Here is a 14,200-nt window from a genome sequence, read left to right on the forward strand (position 1 = left end):
CCTCCGGTTCCGCGTCCCGGCGGCGGTTCGTCTCACTGGTTGACGAAGCCGCCGTCCACCGGCAGCACCGTGCCGGTGAGGAACGGGCAGCGGTCGCTGAGGAGCCAGGCCGCCGCCGCGGCGATCTCCTCGGGTGCGGCCGTACGGCCCTGCGGGGTCATGGAGTTGACGGTCCGTTCGAGCCCGGGGTTGCGCCGGAACCAGTCCTCGGTGATCTCGCTGCGGGTGGTGCCCGGCGCGACGGCGTTGACCCGGACGCCCTGCTGCGCGTACTCGTCCGCCGCCGCCCTGGTGAGGCCGACGACGGCGTGCTTGGCCGCGATGTAGGGCGCGGCGGCCGGGATGGCCACCAGGCCGGCCACGCTGCTGTTGTTGACGATCGCGCCGCCGCCGTGCCGGAGCATGGCGCCGATCTCGGGGCGCAGGCAGTTCCAGATGCCGCGCACGTTGACGTCCATGACCGTGTCGTAGACGTCGTCGGGCATCAGGTGGAGCGGGGTGCGGTCGCCGCCGACGCCCGCGTTGTTGAAGGCCCCGTCGAGGCGCCCGTACCGGGTCTCGGCGTACTCCACGGCCCGCGCGGCGTCCTCGGCCCGGGTGACGTCGCAGACGACGTACGCGGCCTCGGCGCCCTTGGCCCGTATCTCCTCGACGAGTTCCGCCAGGCGTTCCTCCCGGCGCGCGGCGAGGACCACCGTCGCGCCCTCCTGGGTGAAGACGCGGGCGGCGGCGGCACCGATGCCGCTGCTCGCGCCGGTGACGAGGACGACCTTCCCGGCGAGGAGGTCGCTGTGCGTGTGGTTCGGAGGTGTCATGCCCGTGTGCCTACCCCGGCCGGGGTGCCCGTCAGTCCCTTCTGTCCCATGAGGTCCTTCAGGTCCCTCGCGTACTTCGCGACGAGGGCCCGGCCGAGGCTCGGTATGTCCTCGTGGCCGTCGACGCGGCCGGCGCGGACGACGGCGCGGAACCGGTCGGAGGGGATGACCGAGCCGGGCACCGACTCCTCGGGCTCCCGGAAGCCGTGCAGGATCTGCAGCGCCGTGTACTGCCGCTGCGCTTCGGGGAGGGCGCGGATCGCCGCCTCGAAGCGCACGTACCAGTCCGCGTGGTCGTCGACCCGCTCGATGCGGTGTCCGTCCTCCGCCAGCCAGTCGACGATCCGGTCGAGGGAGACGCCGTCGTCGTTGGGGTTCACCAGGCTGAAGGTGCGGTACTGCGGTGCGGTCGGCCGGCCCGTGCGCCCGCCCAGGGCGACGACGGCCGCGGCGGTGAAGTCGACGGGCAGGCCGTCGTAGTGGGCCCGCTCGCCGTCCGCGCGGTAGAAGCTGCGCGGGGCGATCCCGGTGGCGAGCACGCTGAACAGCAGGCGGCTGAACATGTCGGGGACGTTGAGCTGTCCGCCGTACCGGCTGTGGGCGAGGATCATGTTGGAGCGGAAGGTGGTGACGGGCAGCCCGCACAGGTCGTGGGCCTCGCGCAGCAGGACCTCGCCGGCCCACTTGCTGGTCGCGTAGCCGCCCGCGTAGCCGCCGTCGACCTCCATCACCGGCAGGGCGGCGCGGACGTCGGTGTACTCGTCGAGGGCGGGCTCGCCGGGGCGCGCGGTGGCGACGGCGACGCTGGAGATGTAGGTGAACGGCTTCATCCGGCGGGTGAGGGCCAGCTGGACCAGTTCGGCGGTGCCGACGACGTTCGCCTCGAACAGGTGCGGGTAGGGCAGGACGTGGTTGACGAGGGCGCCGGCGTGCACGATGACGTCGACCTCGTCGGCGAGCCGGTCCCAGGTCTCCTCGTCCAGGCCGAGGCGCGGGTCGGCCATGTCGCCGGCCACCACCTCCAGGTGCCCCTCGGCGAGTTCGGCGTACGTGCGCAGGAGCGCCGGATCGCCGCTGTCGAAGGCCGCGTCGAGGCGGGCCCGGGCCGCGGCGGCGTCCTTGCCGCGGACCAGGGCGATGAGGCGCCCGCCGACGGGGGCCAGCTTCTCCAGCCATGCGAGGGCGAGGAAGCGCCCGAGATAGCCGCTCGCCCCGGTCAGGAGCACGGTGCGCGGCTCCCCCTCGAAGCGGGGCAGGGCGCGGGCGTCGCCGAGGGTCCGCGCGTCGAGGAACGCGTCCAGGGTGAGGTCCTTGGCGAAGACCTCGGTGCTGCCCTCGCCGTGCACGGAGGCGAACGTGGGGCGCTCGGTGGTGGCTCCGCGGCGGGCCTCGATGTGCTCGGCCAGGTGCCGCAGGTCGTACGCGGGGCTGATGAGCAGGTCCACCGGCACCCGGACGCCGAACGTGTCCTGGAGCAGGTTGGAGAACTGCACGGCGGTCAGCGAGTCGCCGCCCAGGTCTCGGAAGTGCGCGCTCGGGTCGACCTCGGCCAGTGAGCCGGCGATCAGGGCCCGGACGGCGCGCTGCACGGTTTCGAGGACCGGCCGGTCGGCGCCGGCGGCGCGGATGTCGGCGAGTTCGGCGTCCTCGCGGGCGGCGGTGTCGGCGTAGAGCTCTTCGAGGCGTGCGCCGTACCGCTCGACCAGGCGGGGCCAGAGCAGCTTGCGGTGGTCCGAGAGCAGGCCGTTGGCCTGGCTGAAGGGTTCGGTCTCGACGAGGACGTCGCGGGGGATCTCGTACGAGTTGAGCCCGGCCTCCTTGGCGAGCTCCTGGAACGCCTCGGCGATGCGCTGTTTCAACGCCCGCTCGTCGGAGCCGTGTTCGGTCAGCGCCTCGGGGGTGGGGACGACCACGGCGAGGAGGTAGGAGCGCTCGCTGTTGCCGTAGACGAAGATCTGGCGCACGAGCGGACTGGCCGCGAAGACGGCCTCCAGCCGGGCCGTGGCGACGAACTCGCCCTGGGACAGCTTCAGGACGCTCTTGCGGCGGTCCACGATGGCGATCCGGTCCGGGCCGAGTTCGGCGGCGATGTCGCCGGTCCGGTAGTAGCCGTCCTCGTCGAGGAGTTCGGCGGTGAGCTCGGGCTGCTTGTAGTAGCCGGGGATGATGACGTCGGTCTTCAGCAGGAGTTCGCCGCGCGGGTGGGGCGAGTCGGTGCGGAAGTAGCCCAGTTCGGGCACGTCGGCCAGCTTGTAGTCGCGGACCGGCGGGCGCAGCAGCACGCCGTCGACGGAGACGCCGGCGGCCTCGGTGGAACCGTAGACGTTGTGCAGTTCGAGGCCCAGCAGGGACTCGGTGAACGCGGTCAGTTCGGCGGAGAGCGGGGCGGAGCTGCTGCTCGCCCAGGTGACCCGGCCGCCCAGGACGTTCTCCCTGAGGTGGGCCCGCACCTCGGCCTCGGCCGTCTCGCGGTCGACGCCGGCGGCCGTGCGCCGGTCGACGTCGCCGCGGAAGCGCTGGTGGAGCATCTCGCAGACGCGGGGCACCAGGGAGAGTTCGGTGGGCCGGGCCAGGGCGACGTCCTCGAAGAAGGTCGACAGGTCGCTGCTGGCCGTGAAGTAGCTGGTGCCGCCGCGCGCCATGGTGGCCTTCAGCGAGGAGTGCCCGGCCACGTGGCTCATCGGCGCGTAGTGGAAGGTGACCGCGTACGTCTCGTCGAACAGCTTCGACCAGGCGCCGCCCCACATGGCGCCGGCCAGGCGCTCGGTGTACATGGCGCCCTTCGGCGTGCCGGTGCTCCCGGAGGTGTAGATGAGCATGGCGAGCGGGTCCTCGCCGTCGGCCGCGGTGAACAGCGGGGCCTCGGGCAGGGCGGTGCCGCGCTCGACGAGCTCGGACAGGACGTCCACGGTCACGTCGGGCCGGGTCTCGGCCAGCTGCTCGCGGGCCGCGGCGAGCGCCTCGCGGTGGGCGTCGACCTCGGGGTGGAAGTCGAAGACGACGAGGCGCCGCACGGACGTGCTCGCGCTCACCAGGCCCACCGCGACGGAGAGCCGCTCCAGGCTGGCGGCGATCGTGAACGGCTCCGTCTCCGCCACGATCGCGCCCAGCTGCGCGGGGGCGGAGCTGGTCTGCAGCGGGACCGAGACGGCACCGAGATGGATGCAGGCGAGGTCGATGGTCGTGTAGTCGCGGCTGGTGAAGCCGAGCAGGGCGACCCGCTCGCCGGGGGCCAGCGGGCGGTCCCGGTCGTGGTGCCACGCGCTCGCCACGGCGCGGACCCGCGCCCACAGCTCGCTGTAGGTGGTGGTCTCGTAGCGGGGCAGCAGCCGGACCGAGACCCGTCCCGTCTCGGCGTCCTTCGCGAATTCCTTGACGCGCTCGCCGATGGCGGGCCGGTCCGCGTGGCTCTGCATGACAGATGCCACCACTTGCGCAAGTCGCATTCTGGTTCTCCGCGTCACGTGATTGGGCCGACTTCAGGGAAGGGGGAATCGGACGGGCGGCGGGCACGCGTCGGTATTCCGCCGGGAATACCCGCGGTCTCGGGGACGTCTCGTCGGGTGGTGTCCGACAAAGCGCCCCGGCCTGATCCGGCGCGAATTGTCAGGCACGCCCCAAGGGCGCCGCGCCGTCCAGTCCGTCACTCGATGCTATGCACACCCGAACGGGCTTCCGGAGAATCGGCCGACTATCTGTCAGGTCCCGGGCCGGTGTGGCCGACCGTCGGTACCTCTCCTTTGTCGGCGTGGTAAGAGTGGAGCGGCGCACGGGAAGTGCGCCTCTGAATCCGGCGCGACCGGGTGCCCCCTCGGGGTGCCCGGCACAGCGCGCGCGGATCCCTTTTCGCTCACCGCTCCCCTTCTTCTCCCGGAGTGCGCATCGTCATGCAGGATCGTGCCGCAAAAACCCGCCGCCAATTGATCCGCTCCGCCGCCGAGGTCTTCGACCGGGGCGGATTCGCGGGGTCCTCCGTCGGACAGATCTGTTCCCGGGCCCAAGTCAGCCAGGGCGCGCTGCACTTCCATTTCCGGAACAAGCAGGCGCTCGGCGAGGCGGTCCAGTCGGCCGCGGCCGAGATCCTGCTGTGCGTCACCGGGCAGGTCCCGGCGTGGCATCCGGCTCCGCTCCAGCTGCTCGTGGACACCTCGCACGCGCTCGCGCAGCGGGTCGCCGGCGACCTGGTGCTCCGGGCGGGTTTCGGCCTGGCGCACGATCCGGGCTGGCAGGGCGGGGCCAGCCCCTGGCAGCACTGGCGGGAGTGGGTCCGGGGCGTGCTCCGTCTCGCCCGGCGGCAGGGCAGTCTGGCGCCGGGGGTGGACCTCGACGACGCCGTTTCGGCCATCACGGCGGTGATGGCGGGGGTGGAGGGGCTGGAGCGCGACCCGGCCCGCGCCCGGCCCGCGCAGTCGGTGACCCCGTTCTGGCGGCTGGTGCTGCCGCAGCTGGCCTCCGATGCCGTGCGCGGGCGGATCGAGGCGGCGGGCGGACGGCCGGACGGGCCGGGCGCGCCGGGCGGCGGAACCCGCCCGGGCGGCGAGTCACCGGCGGCGCACCGGCGGCCCGACGGGCGGCCGCTGCCGCACTCCTGCGGCCCGATGACCGACGCGGAGCTGTGTGGTGTCCCCTACAGGGAGATGAGCGGCTCGGCCTGGTAGGCCCGGTGCAGCAGCTCCATGAAGGCCGGGGCCTCGGGCAGCGGCACGGCGCCGACGCGGTGGACGGCGACGCCCGGCGTCCACGAGTTCATGACGGCCGCGCCCGCGAGTTCCGGCAGGTCGGCGGGGGTGATCTCCTCGGTCCGCTGGGCGATGTCGAGCCGGTCCAGCTGCCGGCGGACGATGCCCATGGTGACGCCGTCCAGCATCGCGGCCTTCGGCCACACCACGGCGGCGCCGTCCCAGAAGGCCAGGTTCCAGATGGACGCCTCGCTCAGCCGGCCCCGGCGGTCGACGAAGGCGACGTCGTCGTGGCCCTGGTCGGTGGCCTGCCGCAGGAAGAAGGTCTTGGCCGGTTCGCCGACGTGCTTCACGGACGGCAGGAACCGCTCGTGCTCCACCACCGCGAGCGACAGCGGGCCCTCGGGGCCGGTGGCGGCGGGTGCGGTACGGATCAGGAGCTCGGGTTCCTCGTCGGGCGCGGCCACGGTGAACTCGCCGGACGGCAGGTAGACCGTGGCGGTCAGCGAGAGATCGGCGGGTGCGTCCGCCAGGGCGGCGCGCAGCAGGCCCCCTACCCGGTCGTCGGTCAGGGCCCGTCCGAAGAGTTCGAGCGAGCCGTGCCGCAGGCGCGCGAGATGCAGGTCGAGGCCGCGGATCCGGCCGTCGCGCACCTGTGCCGCGGTGAAGTGGGCGTATCCGGCGAAGGCGAGCGGCGCGAGATCCGGAGCCTCTGCTTCCTGGTCGTTGCGCCTGGTCATCGTGGAGTTCGACTGAGTGGTCGTCATGTCGTGCCCAACGACGCGACGCCCGGGCGGACACCGGCTTTCACGCTCGCCGGGAGCCGTCGCCCGGCCGGTGCGCGGGCCGGATCCGGCCGGGGCGGTGGCGCGCCGTCAGGACGGGGCGGTGGCGTGCCGTCAGGACGGGGTGGCGGCCGAGAAGGTCCGCGCGAGAGCGGGCTCCTCGCGGCCGGCCCCGGCGCGGGCGGCCCGCAGCTCCATCCCGTCGAGGAAGATCTCCAGCCCCGTCTCGAAGTCCTCCTCGGTCGCCCTCAGCGGGGACTGCTCGGGCTTGTCGCCGCCGGGGAGCAGCTGCTGGGCCACGTGCTGGATGCACACCCCCTGCACGTACGACCACAGGGCGATGGAGCAGGTCCGCGCCAGGTCGGGGTCGTCGGTGAGGTCCGTGAGGGCGTCCACCATCCAGTCGAGGCAGGAGGTGTCCGAGAAGTGCCGGGCGGAGCTGGAGGTCACCAGCGCCCAGGGGTGCCTGCAGTACACCTCCCAGTCGAGCCGGGCGGCGAGCCGCATCGCCTCGCGCCAGTCCGGCGGCGCGGGCTCGGGGTAGGGGTGCTCGTCGCACGCCGCCTGGGTGATCAGGGTGAGCAGCGCGTCCTTGTTCGCCACGTGCCGGTAGAGCGACATGACGCCCGAGTCGAGCTCGGTCGCCAGGCGTCGCATCGAGATCGCGGCGATGCCCTCGGCGTCGGCGATGCGGACCGCGGCCGCCACGATCGCACCCCGCGACAGGCTCGGTGAACTCACTTGCCTGCCTTGTGTCTTGATGGCCATGCGTTATTATACCCAGCAGCTTGCGTACGACGTACGCACGAAATTCGCGTACGATGTACGCACACCGCTCGCCCACGACGCGCGCCGGCCTATCGCGTACGCCGTATGCAGCGGTTCGGAACTTCTCGCACCTTCTCCTGAAAGGTTGCCCCCGTGACTTCCCCTGAATTAGTCGCGGAGCGTGCCGACCGACGGGCCTGGCTGGGCCTCGTCATCGTGCTCGGCCCGGTCGCACTCGTCGCGATGGACGGCTCCGTCCTCTACCTCGCGATGCCGAGCATCACGTCCGCGATCACACCCAGTACCGACCAGGCACTGTGGATCCTGGACATCTACGGCTTCGTGGTCTCGTCCCTGCTCATCGCCTTCGGCAACCTCGGCGACCGCTACGGCCGGCTCAAGTTCCTGCTGACCGGCGCCGTCGTCTTCGGCCTCGGCTCCGCGGGCGCCGCGTTCGCGCCGAACCCGGAGATGCTCATCGCCTGCCGCGCGCTGATGGGCCTCGGCGGCGCCACCCTGCTCCCCGCCGGCCTCGCCATCATCAGCAACCTGTTCCACGACCCCAAGCAGCGCTCCCAGGCCATCGGCATCTTCGCCGCGACCTTCGCCGCCGGATTCGCCGCCGGCCCGGTCATCGGCGGACTGCTCCTCAGCCGCTTCGAGTGGGGTTCGGTCTTCCTGATCAACCTCCCGGTCGTCGTGCTCTTCCTCGCCTTCGCGCCCGTGCTGCTGCGCGAGGTCCGCACCTCCAACCCGGGCCGGGTCGACGCGCTCAGCGTCGTCCTGTCCGCCCTCGGCATCCTGCTGACCGTCTACTCGGTCAAGAGCGCCGCCGCGGAGGGCTTCTCCTCCGTGCAGGCCGTCGTCGGCGTCGTCGGCGTCGCCCTCCTGGTGTGGTTCGTGCGCCGCCAGTTCGGCCTGGAGCACCCGCTGCTCGACCTGCGGCTCTTCAAGGACCGCGTGTTCACCGTGGCGATCCTCACCGGTCTGATGACGCTGGTCGCCTGGGCCGCCGCCGGCTACCTCAGCGGCGTCTACCTGCAGTCGGTCCTCGGCTACAGCGTCCTCTCGGCGGCCCTGCTGGCCCTGCCGGGCGCCGCGGTCCTGACCGTCGTGTGCATCAAGACGAGCAGCATCGCCGACCGCATCGGCACCCGGTCGGCGCTCATCGCCTCCCACTTCTTCATGGGTGTGGGCCTGCTGCTTCTCCTGGCGACGACCACCGAGCACGGCGTGGCGGCGTTCATCGCCTCCACGATCATCGCCGGCGTCGGCTACGGCCTCTCCTTCAGCCTGGTCGCCGACTACGCCGTCGCGGCGGTGCCGCCCGAGCGTGCGGGATCGGCCGCGTCGCTCGCCGAGACCAGCAACGAGCTGGGCAACGCGCTGGGAATCTCCCTGCTCGGCTCCCTGGCGGCGGTCTGCTTCCGGCTGTTCGGCCCGGACGTCGCGGGCACCCTCGACGAGACCCTGGACACCCCGGGCCTGTCCCCCGCCGTCATCGCGAAGGCGGAGGACGCCTTCCTCAGCGGTCTGCACGTGGCGGTCGGCGTGGCGAGCCTGCTCTGCCTCGCGCTCGGCGTCCTCGCCCTGCGGTGGATCCCGAAGGAGGGCAAGGGCGACCACGACGGGGCCGAGACCGAGACCGGCTCGCTGGCGGCCACCCCGTAACCCGACGTACGGACACTCCCGGCCCTGCGGACCGGCCCCTCCCGAGGGGGGCGGAACGCAGGGCCGTGTCGTGCGTGCCGGGCGCCCCGCGGATCTCGGTCCGCCCGTACGGGATCAGCCCCCCGAACGGAAGTCGACGCGGAACGCGGTCTCCCCCTCCTGCGTCCCGACGACCCGCACCGCCCCGGGCTCCGGCAGCGGATCGGCCGTGATCCAGCAGGGCCGGTCGAACTCGACGTACCGCCGGTAGGAGGCTTCGATCGCGGTGGGCTCGAAGGGGGCGGGCGCCCGCAGGGCTCGTGCCGCCTGGTCGGCGGCCTCCAGCAGGGCGAGGCCGGGCACGTGATCGACGGGGTGGTCGAAGAGCAGCCGGTCCCCCGGGTCGTTGCGCAGCAGCCAGCGGTGGGGACGGTCCCCGGCGGCCAGCACCACCTCCCCCGGCGCGGCCCGGCCGACGAGCCCGGCGTCCACGGGCGGCGGGACCTCCCAGGCTCCCCACGGCAGGTCCCGCCGGGCGCCGCGGACCCGCGCGTACACCCGCTCCGAGATCCAGGTGAACTGGCTCTCGGCGCCCGCCACCTGGTCGCCGCCGCACAGGACGCGGAAGGTCATGTGGAGGGCGCTCGTGCCGCGCCGTCCGGCACCGGCACCGGCACCGGCACCGGCACCGCGCACGGTGACGTGGACGGCCAGGGACGAGGTCTGACCGCGGGGCACGCGCAGGCCGGGGGCTATCGCGAGGTCGAGGGTGCTGAGCATGGTCTGGTGCGTCAGCGGGACGTCGTGCACGGCGTGGGCGACGACCAGCCCCGCCTGTCTGACGGTCTGGGCGAGGACGCGTGGGTCGTACGCTAACTCCCCTTGCACGGCAGGCCATCTGACGCCCAGTACGACCTCCCGGTCGGACCGGCGTTCCCAGCCGGTCACGAGCAGGTGTTCCTCCCGCCGCAGATGCGCGTAGGCGGTGAGCGGAGCCGACGAAGGCGACGCGGGTGGGAGCGGGGCGAGGGTGACGTCGTTCAAGGTTCCCCCTGGGTCGGTGCACTCCAGGCATACCCGGTGCGCCGTTGAAGTACGGGATGTACGTTCGATTTTGGTCATAGGTAAATGTAAGCCCAAGCAACAGTAAAGCGGGGCCTGTTGTCGCCCCTCGCCCACCAGGACCGACCTCGGGCGGGCCCCGCCGATCACGGACCCCATGTCACGTTTGGCGCAAATGTGCGGTCGTCTCGCACGCGCGTCGTATAAAGAAACCGGACGGAAGTCCTCTTTCTCTGGGCAGGGGGTCACGACGCGCGATGGGGAACCTGCGGGAAGACGGGAGCTGGGCGGCCCGACGGCCGGCGGCAGGACTCGATCCGGAGTCCTTCCGCCGCCTGTTCGGGTCGCTGCACCGCAACGGGCAGCGGGTGAAGGCCGAACAGTACGTCCGCGGACTGCTGTCGGTGGCGGGGCGCAAGACCCTGCGGAGCCTGGCGGCGCAGTTCGACGGCGCCTCGGCGCAGCAGAGCGTGCACCACTTCATCACCGCCTCCCCCTGGGAGTGGATGCCGATCCGGCACGCCCTGGCCCGACAGGCGCAGCGGACCCTGGCCCCCGAGGCCTGGGTGATCCGCTCCCTCCTGATCCCCAAGGCCGGGCCGCACTCCGTCGGCGCCGACCCCCAGCGCACCGCGCTGGGGACGGTCAACGGGCAGCGGGCGGTGGGGACCTGGCTGGCCTCCGAGCGGTCGGCGGTGCCGGTGGACTGGCAGCTCTGCCTGTCCTCCCGCTGGACGGCCGACCCGCTGCGCGAGCGGGCGAGCGTCCCGGAGGGCGCCGTCGCCCGCACGGTCGAGGAGTGCGTGTGCCAGGCCGTGGCCGCCCTGGCGGGTATCAGATGCACGGTGCGGCTGCCCGTGGTCGTGGACGTGCCGGAAGCGGACGGCACCGCGGTCGCGCGGTCCCTGGGGGCCATGGGGCTGCCGTTCCTGGTGCGGGTCGATCCGGGGGCACCGATGCGGCTCGACCGCTCGTCGCTGCCCCGGTACGGCGACCTGCAGCGCACGGCGGGCGAGTTGGCCGAGTCGCTGCCCCATCTGCGGCAGCAGGTGAACCCCGGGGACGGACGGACCACCGCCGCGGCGGTCCCGGTGGTGGTGGCACCGTCGGGCCGGGACGCGATGACGCTCATGGGCGAGTGGCACCCGGACGAGCGCGCCGGGCACCGGCTGTGGCTCACCAACCTCTCGCCGTCGCTGCTCGCCCCCGCCCTGCGGCTCACCCGGATGCCCGGCGTCGTGGAGCGGGATTTCGCCGAGATAGCGGACGAGGTCGGCTTACGGGACTTCGCCGGGCGCTCGTTCCCGGGCTGGCACCGGCACATCACGCTGGCGTCGGTGGCCCATCTGGCCGTCGCGACCGCCCGCGACCGGGCGCGGCGCGGGACGGCGGCGGTGATGTCACCCACATCAACGGGACTACCGTTCGGTAACTTGACACTCTCCTCCTGCTCGTGATGGATCACCCGCCGGGTCGCCCCTTACTGTCAGGCCGGGCTCACCCCGTACCCCCGCGCGATCAGAGTGGACGCGCGAGGACACGGGCTGGATCAGTAGTGAGGAGATTCATGCTCAGCCTCGACCCGCGTCCCATCGCCCCGGTGCGAGGGACCCACGCCATCCCCGCCCCCACCGCCAGCCCCTTCCAGACCGGCACCCACGACGCCGTCCTCTCCGAGTTCTCCTCGACGCTCTTCACCTCGCTGTCCCGGAACGACCAGTGCCGGAAGGCCGTTCAGTACCTGCGGGGCCTGCTGGAGACCCCGGGCCGCAAGTCCGTGCGCAACATCGCCGCGCTCCTCGGCGAGCAGGCCTCCGAGCAGAACCTCCACCACTTCATCTCGGCGTCCACCTGGGACTGGATCCCCATCCGCCGGGCACTCGCCGACCACTGGGTCGACGCCCGTCCGCCGCAGGCGTGGGTGGTGCAGCCGGTCATCATCCCCAAGACCGGACGCCACTCGGTCGGCGTGGACAGGCACTTCTTCCCGACCCTGGGCCAGATGCTCAACGCCCAGCGCGCGGTCGGCGTTTGGGCCGCCTCGGACACCACCAGCACCCCGGTGAACTGGCGCCTGCACCTCCCCCAGGCCTGGCTCAAGGACGACCGGCGCCGCAGCCAGGTGGCGATCCCCGACGACGTGCCGGTGGAGACCCTCAGCGAGTCGGTGGTCGAGGCCTGCCTGGAGGCCGTGACCCGCTGGCAGTTACCCGTGCGCCCGTTCGTGCTCGACTCCTGCGAGGTGCACGCCGTCCCCATCTTCGAGAAGCTGCACGCCACCGGCATGCCGCTGCTGGTCAGCGTCTGCGAGGACCAGCCGCTGACCGTCGCGGACCCCGCCCTGCCCGCCGCCGGACGGACGCCGCTGACAGCCGAACAGATCATGATCATGGCCAAGGACCTGCGGCGCCCGGTCACGACCCCCCACCACGAACCGGGCGGCCCGCCGCGCACGCACTGGGCCGCGACCGTACGGGTCACCGGACCGGCCCTGCCCGGATCCCCCGCCGGTCAGGGCGAGGTGCTCCTCCTCGGCGTGGGCCAGGAGGGCGGCCGCTGGCCGGCCAAGCTGTGGCTGACCAACCTCACCACCTCACCACCGGCCTCCCTCGTACGGCTCACCCGACTCGCCGACCGCGTCGACCGGGACTTCAGGGAGATCGCCGACCGGGTGGGCATCCGGGACTTCTCGGGGCGCTCCTTCGGCGGCTGGCACCGCCACATCACCCTCGCCTCGGCCGCGCACGCGGTCGTGGCCCTGGCCAGGAGCGACGCACACGCGCGCAGCGCCTGATCCGCATCCGCCCCCGGTATTCCGCCGCCGCCGCATCGCCGCCCCCGAAGCCCTCTTCCCTCTCCCCATATCCGCTATCCCCCATCCCCCATCCCCCCACCCCCTATCCCTTATCCCCCGTCCGCTGTCTCCCCTATCCCTCCCCGCGACCGGCGGGCCGACGGTTTCCCCACCGTCGGCCCGCCGGTCTCTTCGTATGCGTGCCCCATTCAACCGGTGCGCGGGCACACGCACTTGACATATCCACGGCCACTTGACGGATCGCGCGTCACCTGACGGATACCGACCCCGTTTCCCCCGAAGGTCCGGAATCCATCGGACGATCTACTGCGAGCAGGAATTCCCGCCCTGCCCTTTTCCCCTCCTCTTCTCTTTCCCTTCCTCGCGTCCCGCATCGCCGTATGCCGCCGCGCGATTGGAGAATCCGATGGACGACGCCCTGCTCGACATTCGATATGAGAACGCCTTACAGCAGCCTCCCTGGGAGGACGAGTCGCACGTCCTGCGGGTGCGCAAGGAACTCGCCGCCCTGCCCGCCCTCGTCGACGCCGAGGACGTACGCACCCTGAGGTCCATGCTGGCGCGGGTCGCGGCGGGTGAGGCCCATGTGGTCCAGGCGGGCGACTGCGCCGAGGACACGGCCGAGTCCACCCCGGGTCACGTCGCCCGCAAGGCCGGCCTGCTGAACGTCCTCGCCGGGCAACTGCAGATGGCCACGGCCAGACCCGTCGTCCGGATCGGCCGCATGGCCGGCCAGTACGGCAAGCCGCGCTCCCGGCCCACCGAACGGGTCGGCGACCTCGAACTCCCGGTCTTCCGCGGGCACATGGTCAACAGCCCCGAACCCGACCCCGAGTCGCGGCGCCCCGACCCGGAGCGACTGCTCTCCGGCTACCAGGCGGCCCGCGCCGTCATGGCCGGCCTCGGCTGGCTCGACGCCCCCGGCCGCCCGCGCATCGGCGCCCCGGTGTGGACCAGCCACGAGGCGCTGCTGCTCGACTACGAAGTCCCGATGCTTCGGCGGCAGCCCGACGGGCGCCTGCTGCTCACCTCCACGCACTTCCCGTGGATCGGCGACCGCACCCGGCAGCTCGACGGCGCCCACGTCGCCCTGCTCGCGGAGGTCGTCAACCCGGTGGCCTGCAAGGTGGGCCCCGACATGACGGCCGAGGAGCTGCTGGCCCTGTGCGAGCGGCTCGACCCCGAGCGGGAGGCCGGCCGGCTCACCCTCATCGCCCGCATGGGCGCCGGGACCGTCGCCGGGAAGCTGCCCCCGCTGGTGGCGGCCGTACGCGCCGCCGGACACCCGGTGATCTGGCTGAGCGACCCCATGCACGGCAACACGGTCAACACCCCCGTGGGCCTCAAGTCCCGCTACCTGGAGACGATCGCGCGCGAGGCCGACGAGTTCCGCGACGCGGTCGCCGCCGGCGGCGGAGTCGCGGGCGGACTCCACCTGGAGACGACCCCCGACGACGTCACCGAGTGCGTCCTGAACCCCTCCGAGGTCGACCTCGTCGGCACCCGCTACACGAGCTGCTGCGACCCCCGGCTCAACCCCGGACAGGCCCTGTCCGTGGTCTCGTCCTGGTGGAAGGCCGCCCACGCGGCCCGGCCGGCGGCCGCGTAGCCGCGACGGCCCCACCA

General features: G+C 72.6%; 10 protein-coding genes. 5 read left to right on the forward strand and 5 right to left on the reverse strand.

Going from position 1 to position 14,200, the window contains the following annotated elements:
- Positions 1 to 32 precede the first annotated feature (32 nt).
- Both OG309_RS04685 and car read right to left on the reverse strand, forming a co-directional pair.
- Entirely contained in the window at positions 33 to 815 is a 783-nt protein-coding gene (locus OG309_RS04685; RefSeq protein WP_329418442.1) for a glucose 1-dehydrogenase, read from the reverse strand.
- On the reverse strand, positions 812 to 4,231 hold the full coding sequence (gene car / locus OG309_RS04690; RefSeq protein WP_443067540.1) for a carboxylic acid reductase: 3,420 nt from the start codon (positions 4,229 to 4,231) through the stop codon (positions 812 to 814). Before car ends, OG309_RS04685 begins: the two co-directional genes overlap by 4 nt.
- A 471-nt stretch (positions 4,232 to 4,702) precedes the next feature.
- Here car and OG309_RS04695 point away from each other — a divergent pair, with 471 nt between their 5' ends.
- Positions 4,703 to 5,473 carry a ScbR family autoregulator-binding transcription factor gene (locus tag OG309_RS04695; RefSeq protein WP_329418444.1) on the forward strand — a complete coding sequence of 257 codons (771 nt, stop codon included), beginning with the start codon at positions 4,703 to 4,705 and terminating at the stop codon, positions 5,471 to 5,473.
- Here the strand turns inward: OG309_RS04695 and OG309_RS04700 are convergent.
- Together OG309_RS04700 and OG309_RS04705 are read right to left on the reverse strand one after the other, a co-directional pair.
- Positions 5,443 to 6,261: an aminotransferase class IV family protein gene (locus OG309_RS04700; RefSeq protein WP_402545058.1), complete on the reverse strand. Its 819-nt coding sequence runs from the start codon at positions 6,259 to 6,261 to the stop codon at positions 5,443 to 5,445. The genes OG309_RS04695 and OG309_RS04700 overlap by 31 nt on opposite strands.
- A 132-nt stretch (positions 6,262 to 6,393) precedes the next feature.
- The gene (locus tag OG309_RS04705) at positions 6,394 to 7,020 is read right to left on the reverse strand and encodes a TetR/AcrR family transcriptional regulator (protein WP_329418445.1); all 627 of its coding nucleotides are present in this window, start codon (positions 7,018 to 7,020) and stop codon (positions 6,394 to 6,396) included.
- 270 nt (positions 7,021 to 7,290) lie between these two features.
- Here OG309_RS04705 and OG309_RS04710 point away from each other — a divergent pair, with 270 nt between their 5' ends.
- Positions 7,291 to 8,718 (forward strand): MFS transporter, encoded by a 1,428-nt coding sequence (locus OG309_RS04710; protein WP_329428136.1) that lies wholly within the window; start codon positions 7,291 to 7,293, stop codon positions 8,716 to 8,718.
- A gap of 114 nt (positions 8,719 to 8,832) precedes the next feature.
- Here the strand turns inward: OG309_RS04710 and OG309_RS04715 are convergent, their stop codons facing one another.
- Positions 8,833 to 9,741, reverse strand: coding sequence for a ScbA/BarX family gamma-butyrolactone biosynthesis protein (locus OG309_RS04715; protein ID WP_329418446.1), 909 nt, complete (start codon positions 9,739 to 9,741; stop codon positions 8,833 to 8,835).
- 275 nt (positions 9,742 to 10,016) lie between these two features.
- On the opposite strand from OG309_RS04715, the gene OG309_RS04720 reads away from it, so the two are divergent.
- The 3 genes from OG309_RS04720 (at position 10,017) to OG309_RS04730 (ending at position 14,183) form a co-directional block, all read left to right on the forward strand.
- Positions 10,017 to 11,216, forward strand: coding sequence for an IS701 family transposase (locus tag OG309_RS04720; protein ID WP_329418447.1), 1,200 nt, complete (start codon positions 10,017 to 10,019; stop codon positions 11,214 to 11,216).
- A gap of 110 nt (positions 11,217 to 11,326) precedes the next feature.
- Positions 11,327 to 12,553 carry an IS701 family transposase gene (locus OG309_RS04725; RefSeq protein ID WP_329418448.1) on the forward strand — a complete coding sequence of 409 codons (1,227 nt, stop codon included), beginning with the start codon at positions 11,327 to 11,329 and terminating at the stop codon, positions 12,551 to 12,553.
- Between the two features lie 427 nt (positions 12,554 to 12,980).
- Positions 12,981 to 14,183 carry a 3-deoxy-7-phosphoheptulonate synthase gene (locus OG309_RS04730; RefSeq protein ID WP_329418449.1) on the forward strand — a complete coding sequence of 401 codons (1,203 nt, stop codon included), beginning with the start codon at positions 12,981 to 12,983 and terminating at the stop codon, positions 14,181 to 14,183.
- The last annotated feature ends 17 nt before the right edge of the window (positions 14,184 to 14,200 follow it).

Origin of the sequence: Streptomyces sp. NBC_01268 (genome assembly GCF_036240795.1) — a bacterium.
In the GTDB taxonomy this organism is placed as follows: domain Bacteria; phylum Actinomycetota; class Actinomycetes; order Streptomycetales; family Streptomycetaceae; genus Streptomyces.

Excerpts from the sequence above, each read along its gene's own strand:
- OG309_RS04685 (WP_329418442.1), bottom strand. The coding sequence starts at position 815 with ATGACACCTCCGAACCACACGCACAGCGACCTCCTCGCCGGGAAGGTC.
- car (WP_443067540.1), bottom strand. The coding sequence starts at position 4,231 with ATGCAGAGCCACGCGGACCGGCCCGCCATCGGCGAGCGCGTCAAGGAA.
- OG309_RS04695 (WP_329418444.1), top strand. The coding sequence starts at position 4,703 with ATGCAGGATCGTGCCGCAAAAACCCGCCGCCAATTGATCCGCTCCGCC.
- OG309_RS04700 (WP_402545058.1), bottom strand. The coding sequence starts at position 6,261 with ATGACGACCACTCAGTCGAACTCCACGATGACCAGGCGCAACGACCAG.
- OG309_RS04710 (WP_329428136.1), top strand. The coding sequence starts at position 7,291 with ATGGACGGCTCCGTCCTCTACCTCGCGATGCCGAGCATCACGTCCGCG.
- OG309_RS04720 (WP_329418447.1), top strand. The coding sequence starts at position 10,017 with ATGGGGAACCTGCGGGAAGACGGGAGCTGGGCGGCCCGACGGCCGGCG.
- OG309_RS04725 (WP_329418448.1), top strand. The coding sequence starts at position 11,327 with ATGCTCAGCCTCGACCCGCGTCCCATCGCCCCGGTGCGAGGGACCCAC.
- OG309_RS04730 (WP_329418449.1), top strand. The coding sequence starts at position 12,981 with ATGGACGACGCCCTGCTCGACATTCGATATGAGAACGCCTTACAGCAG.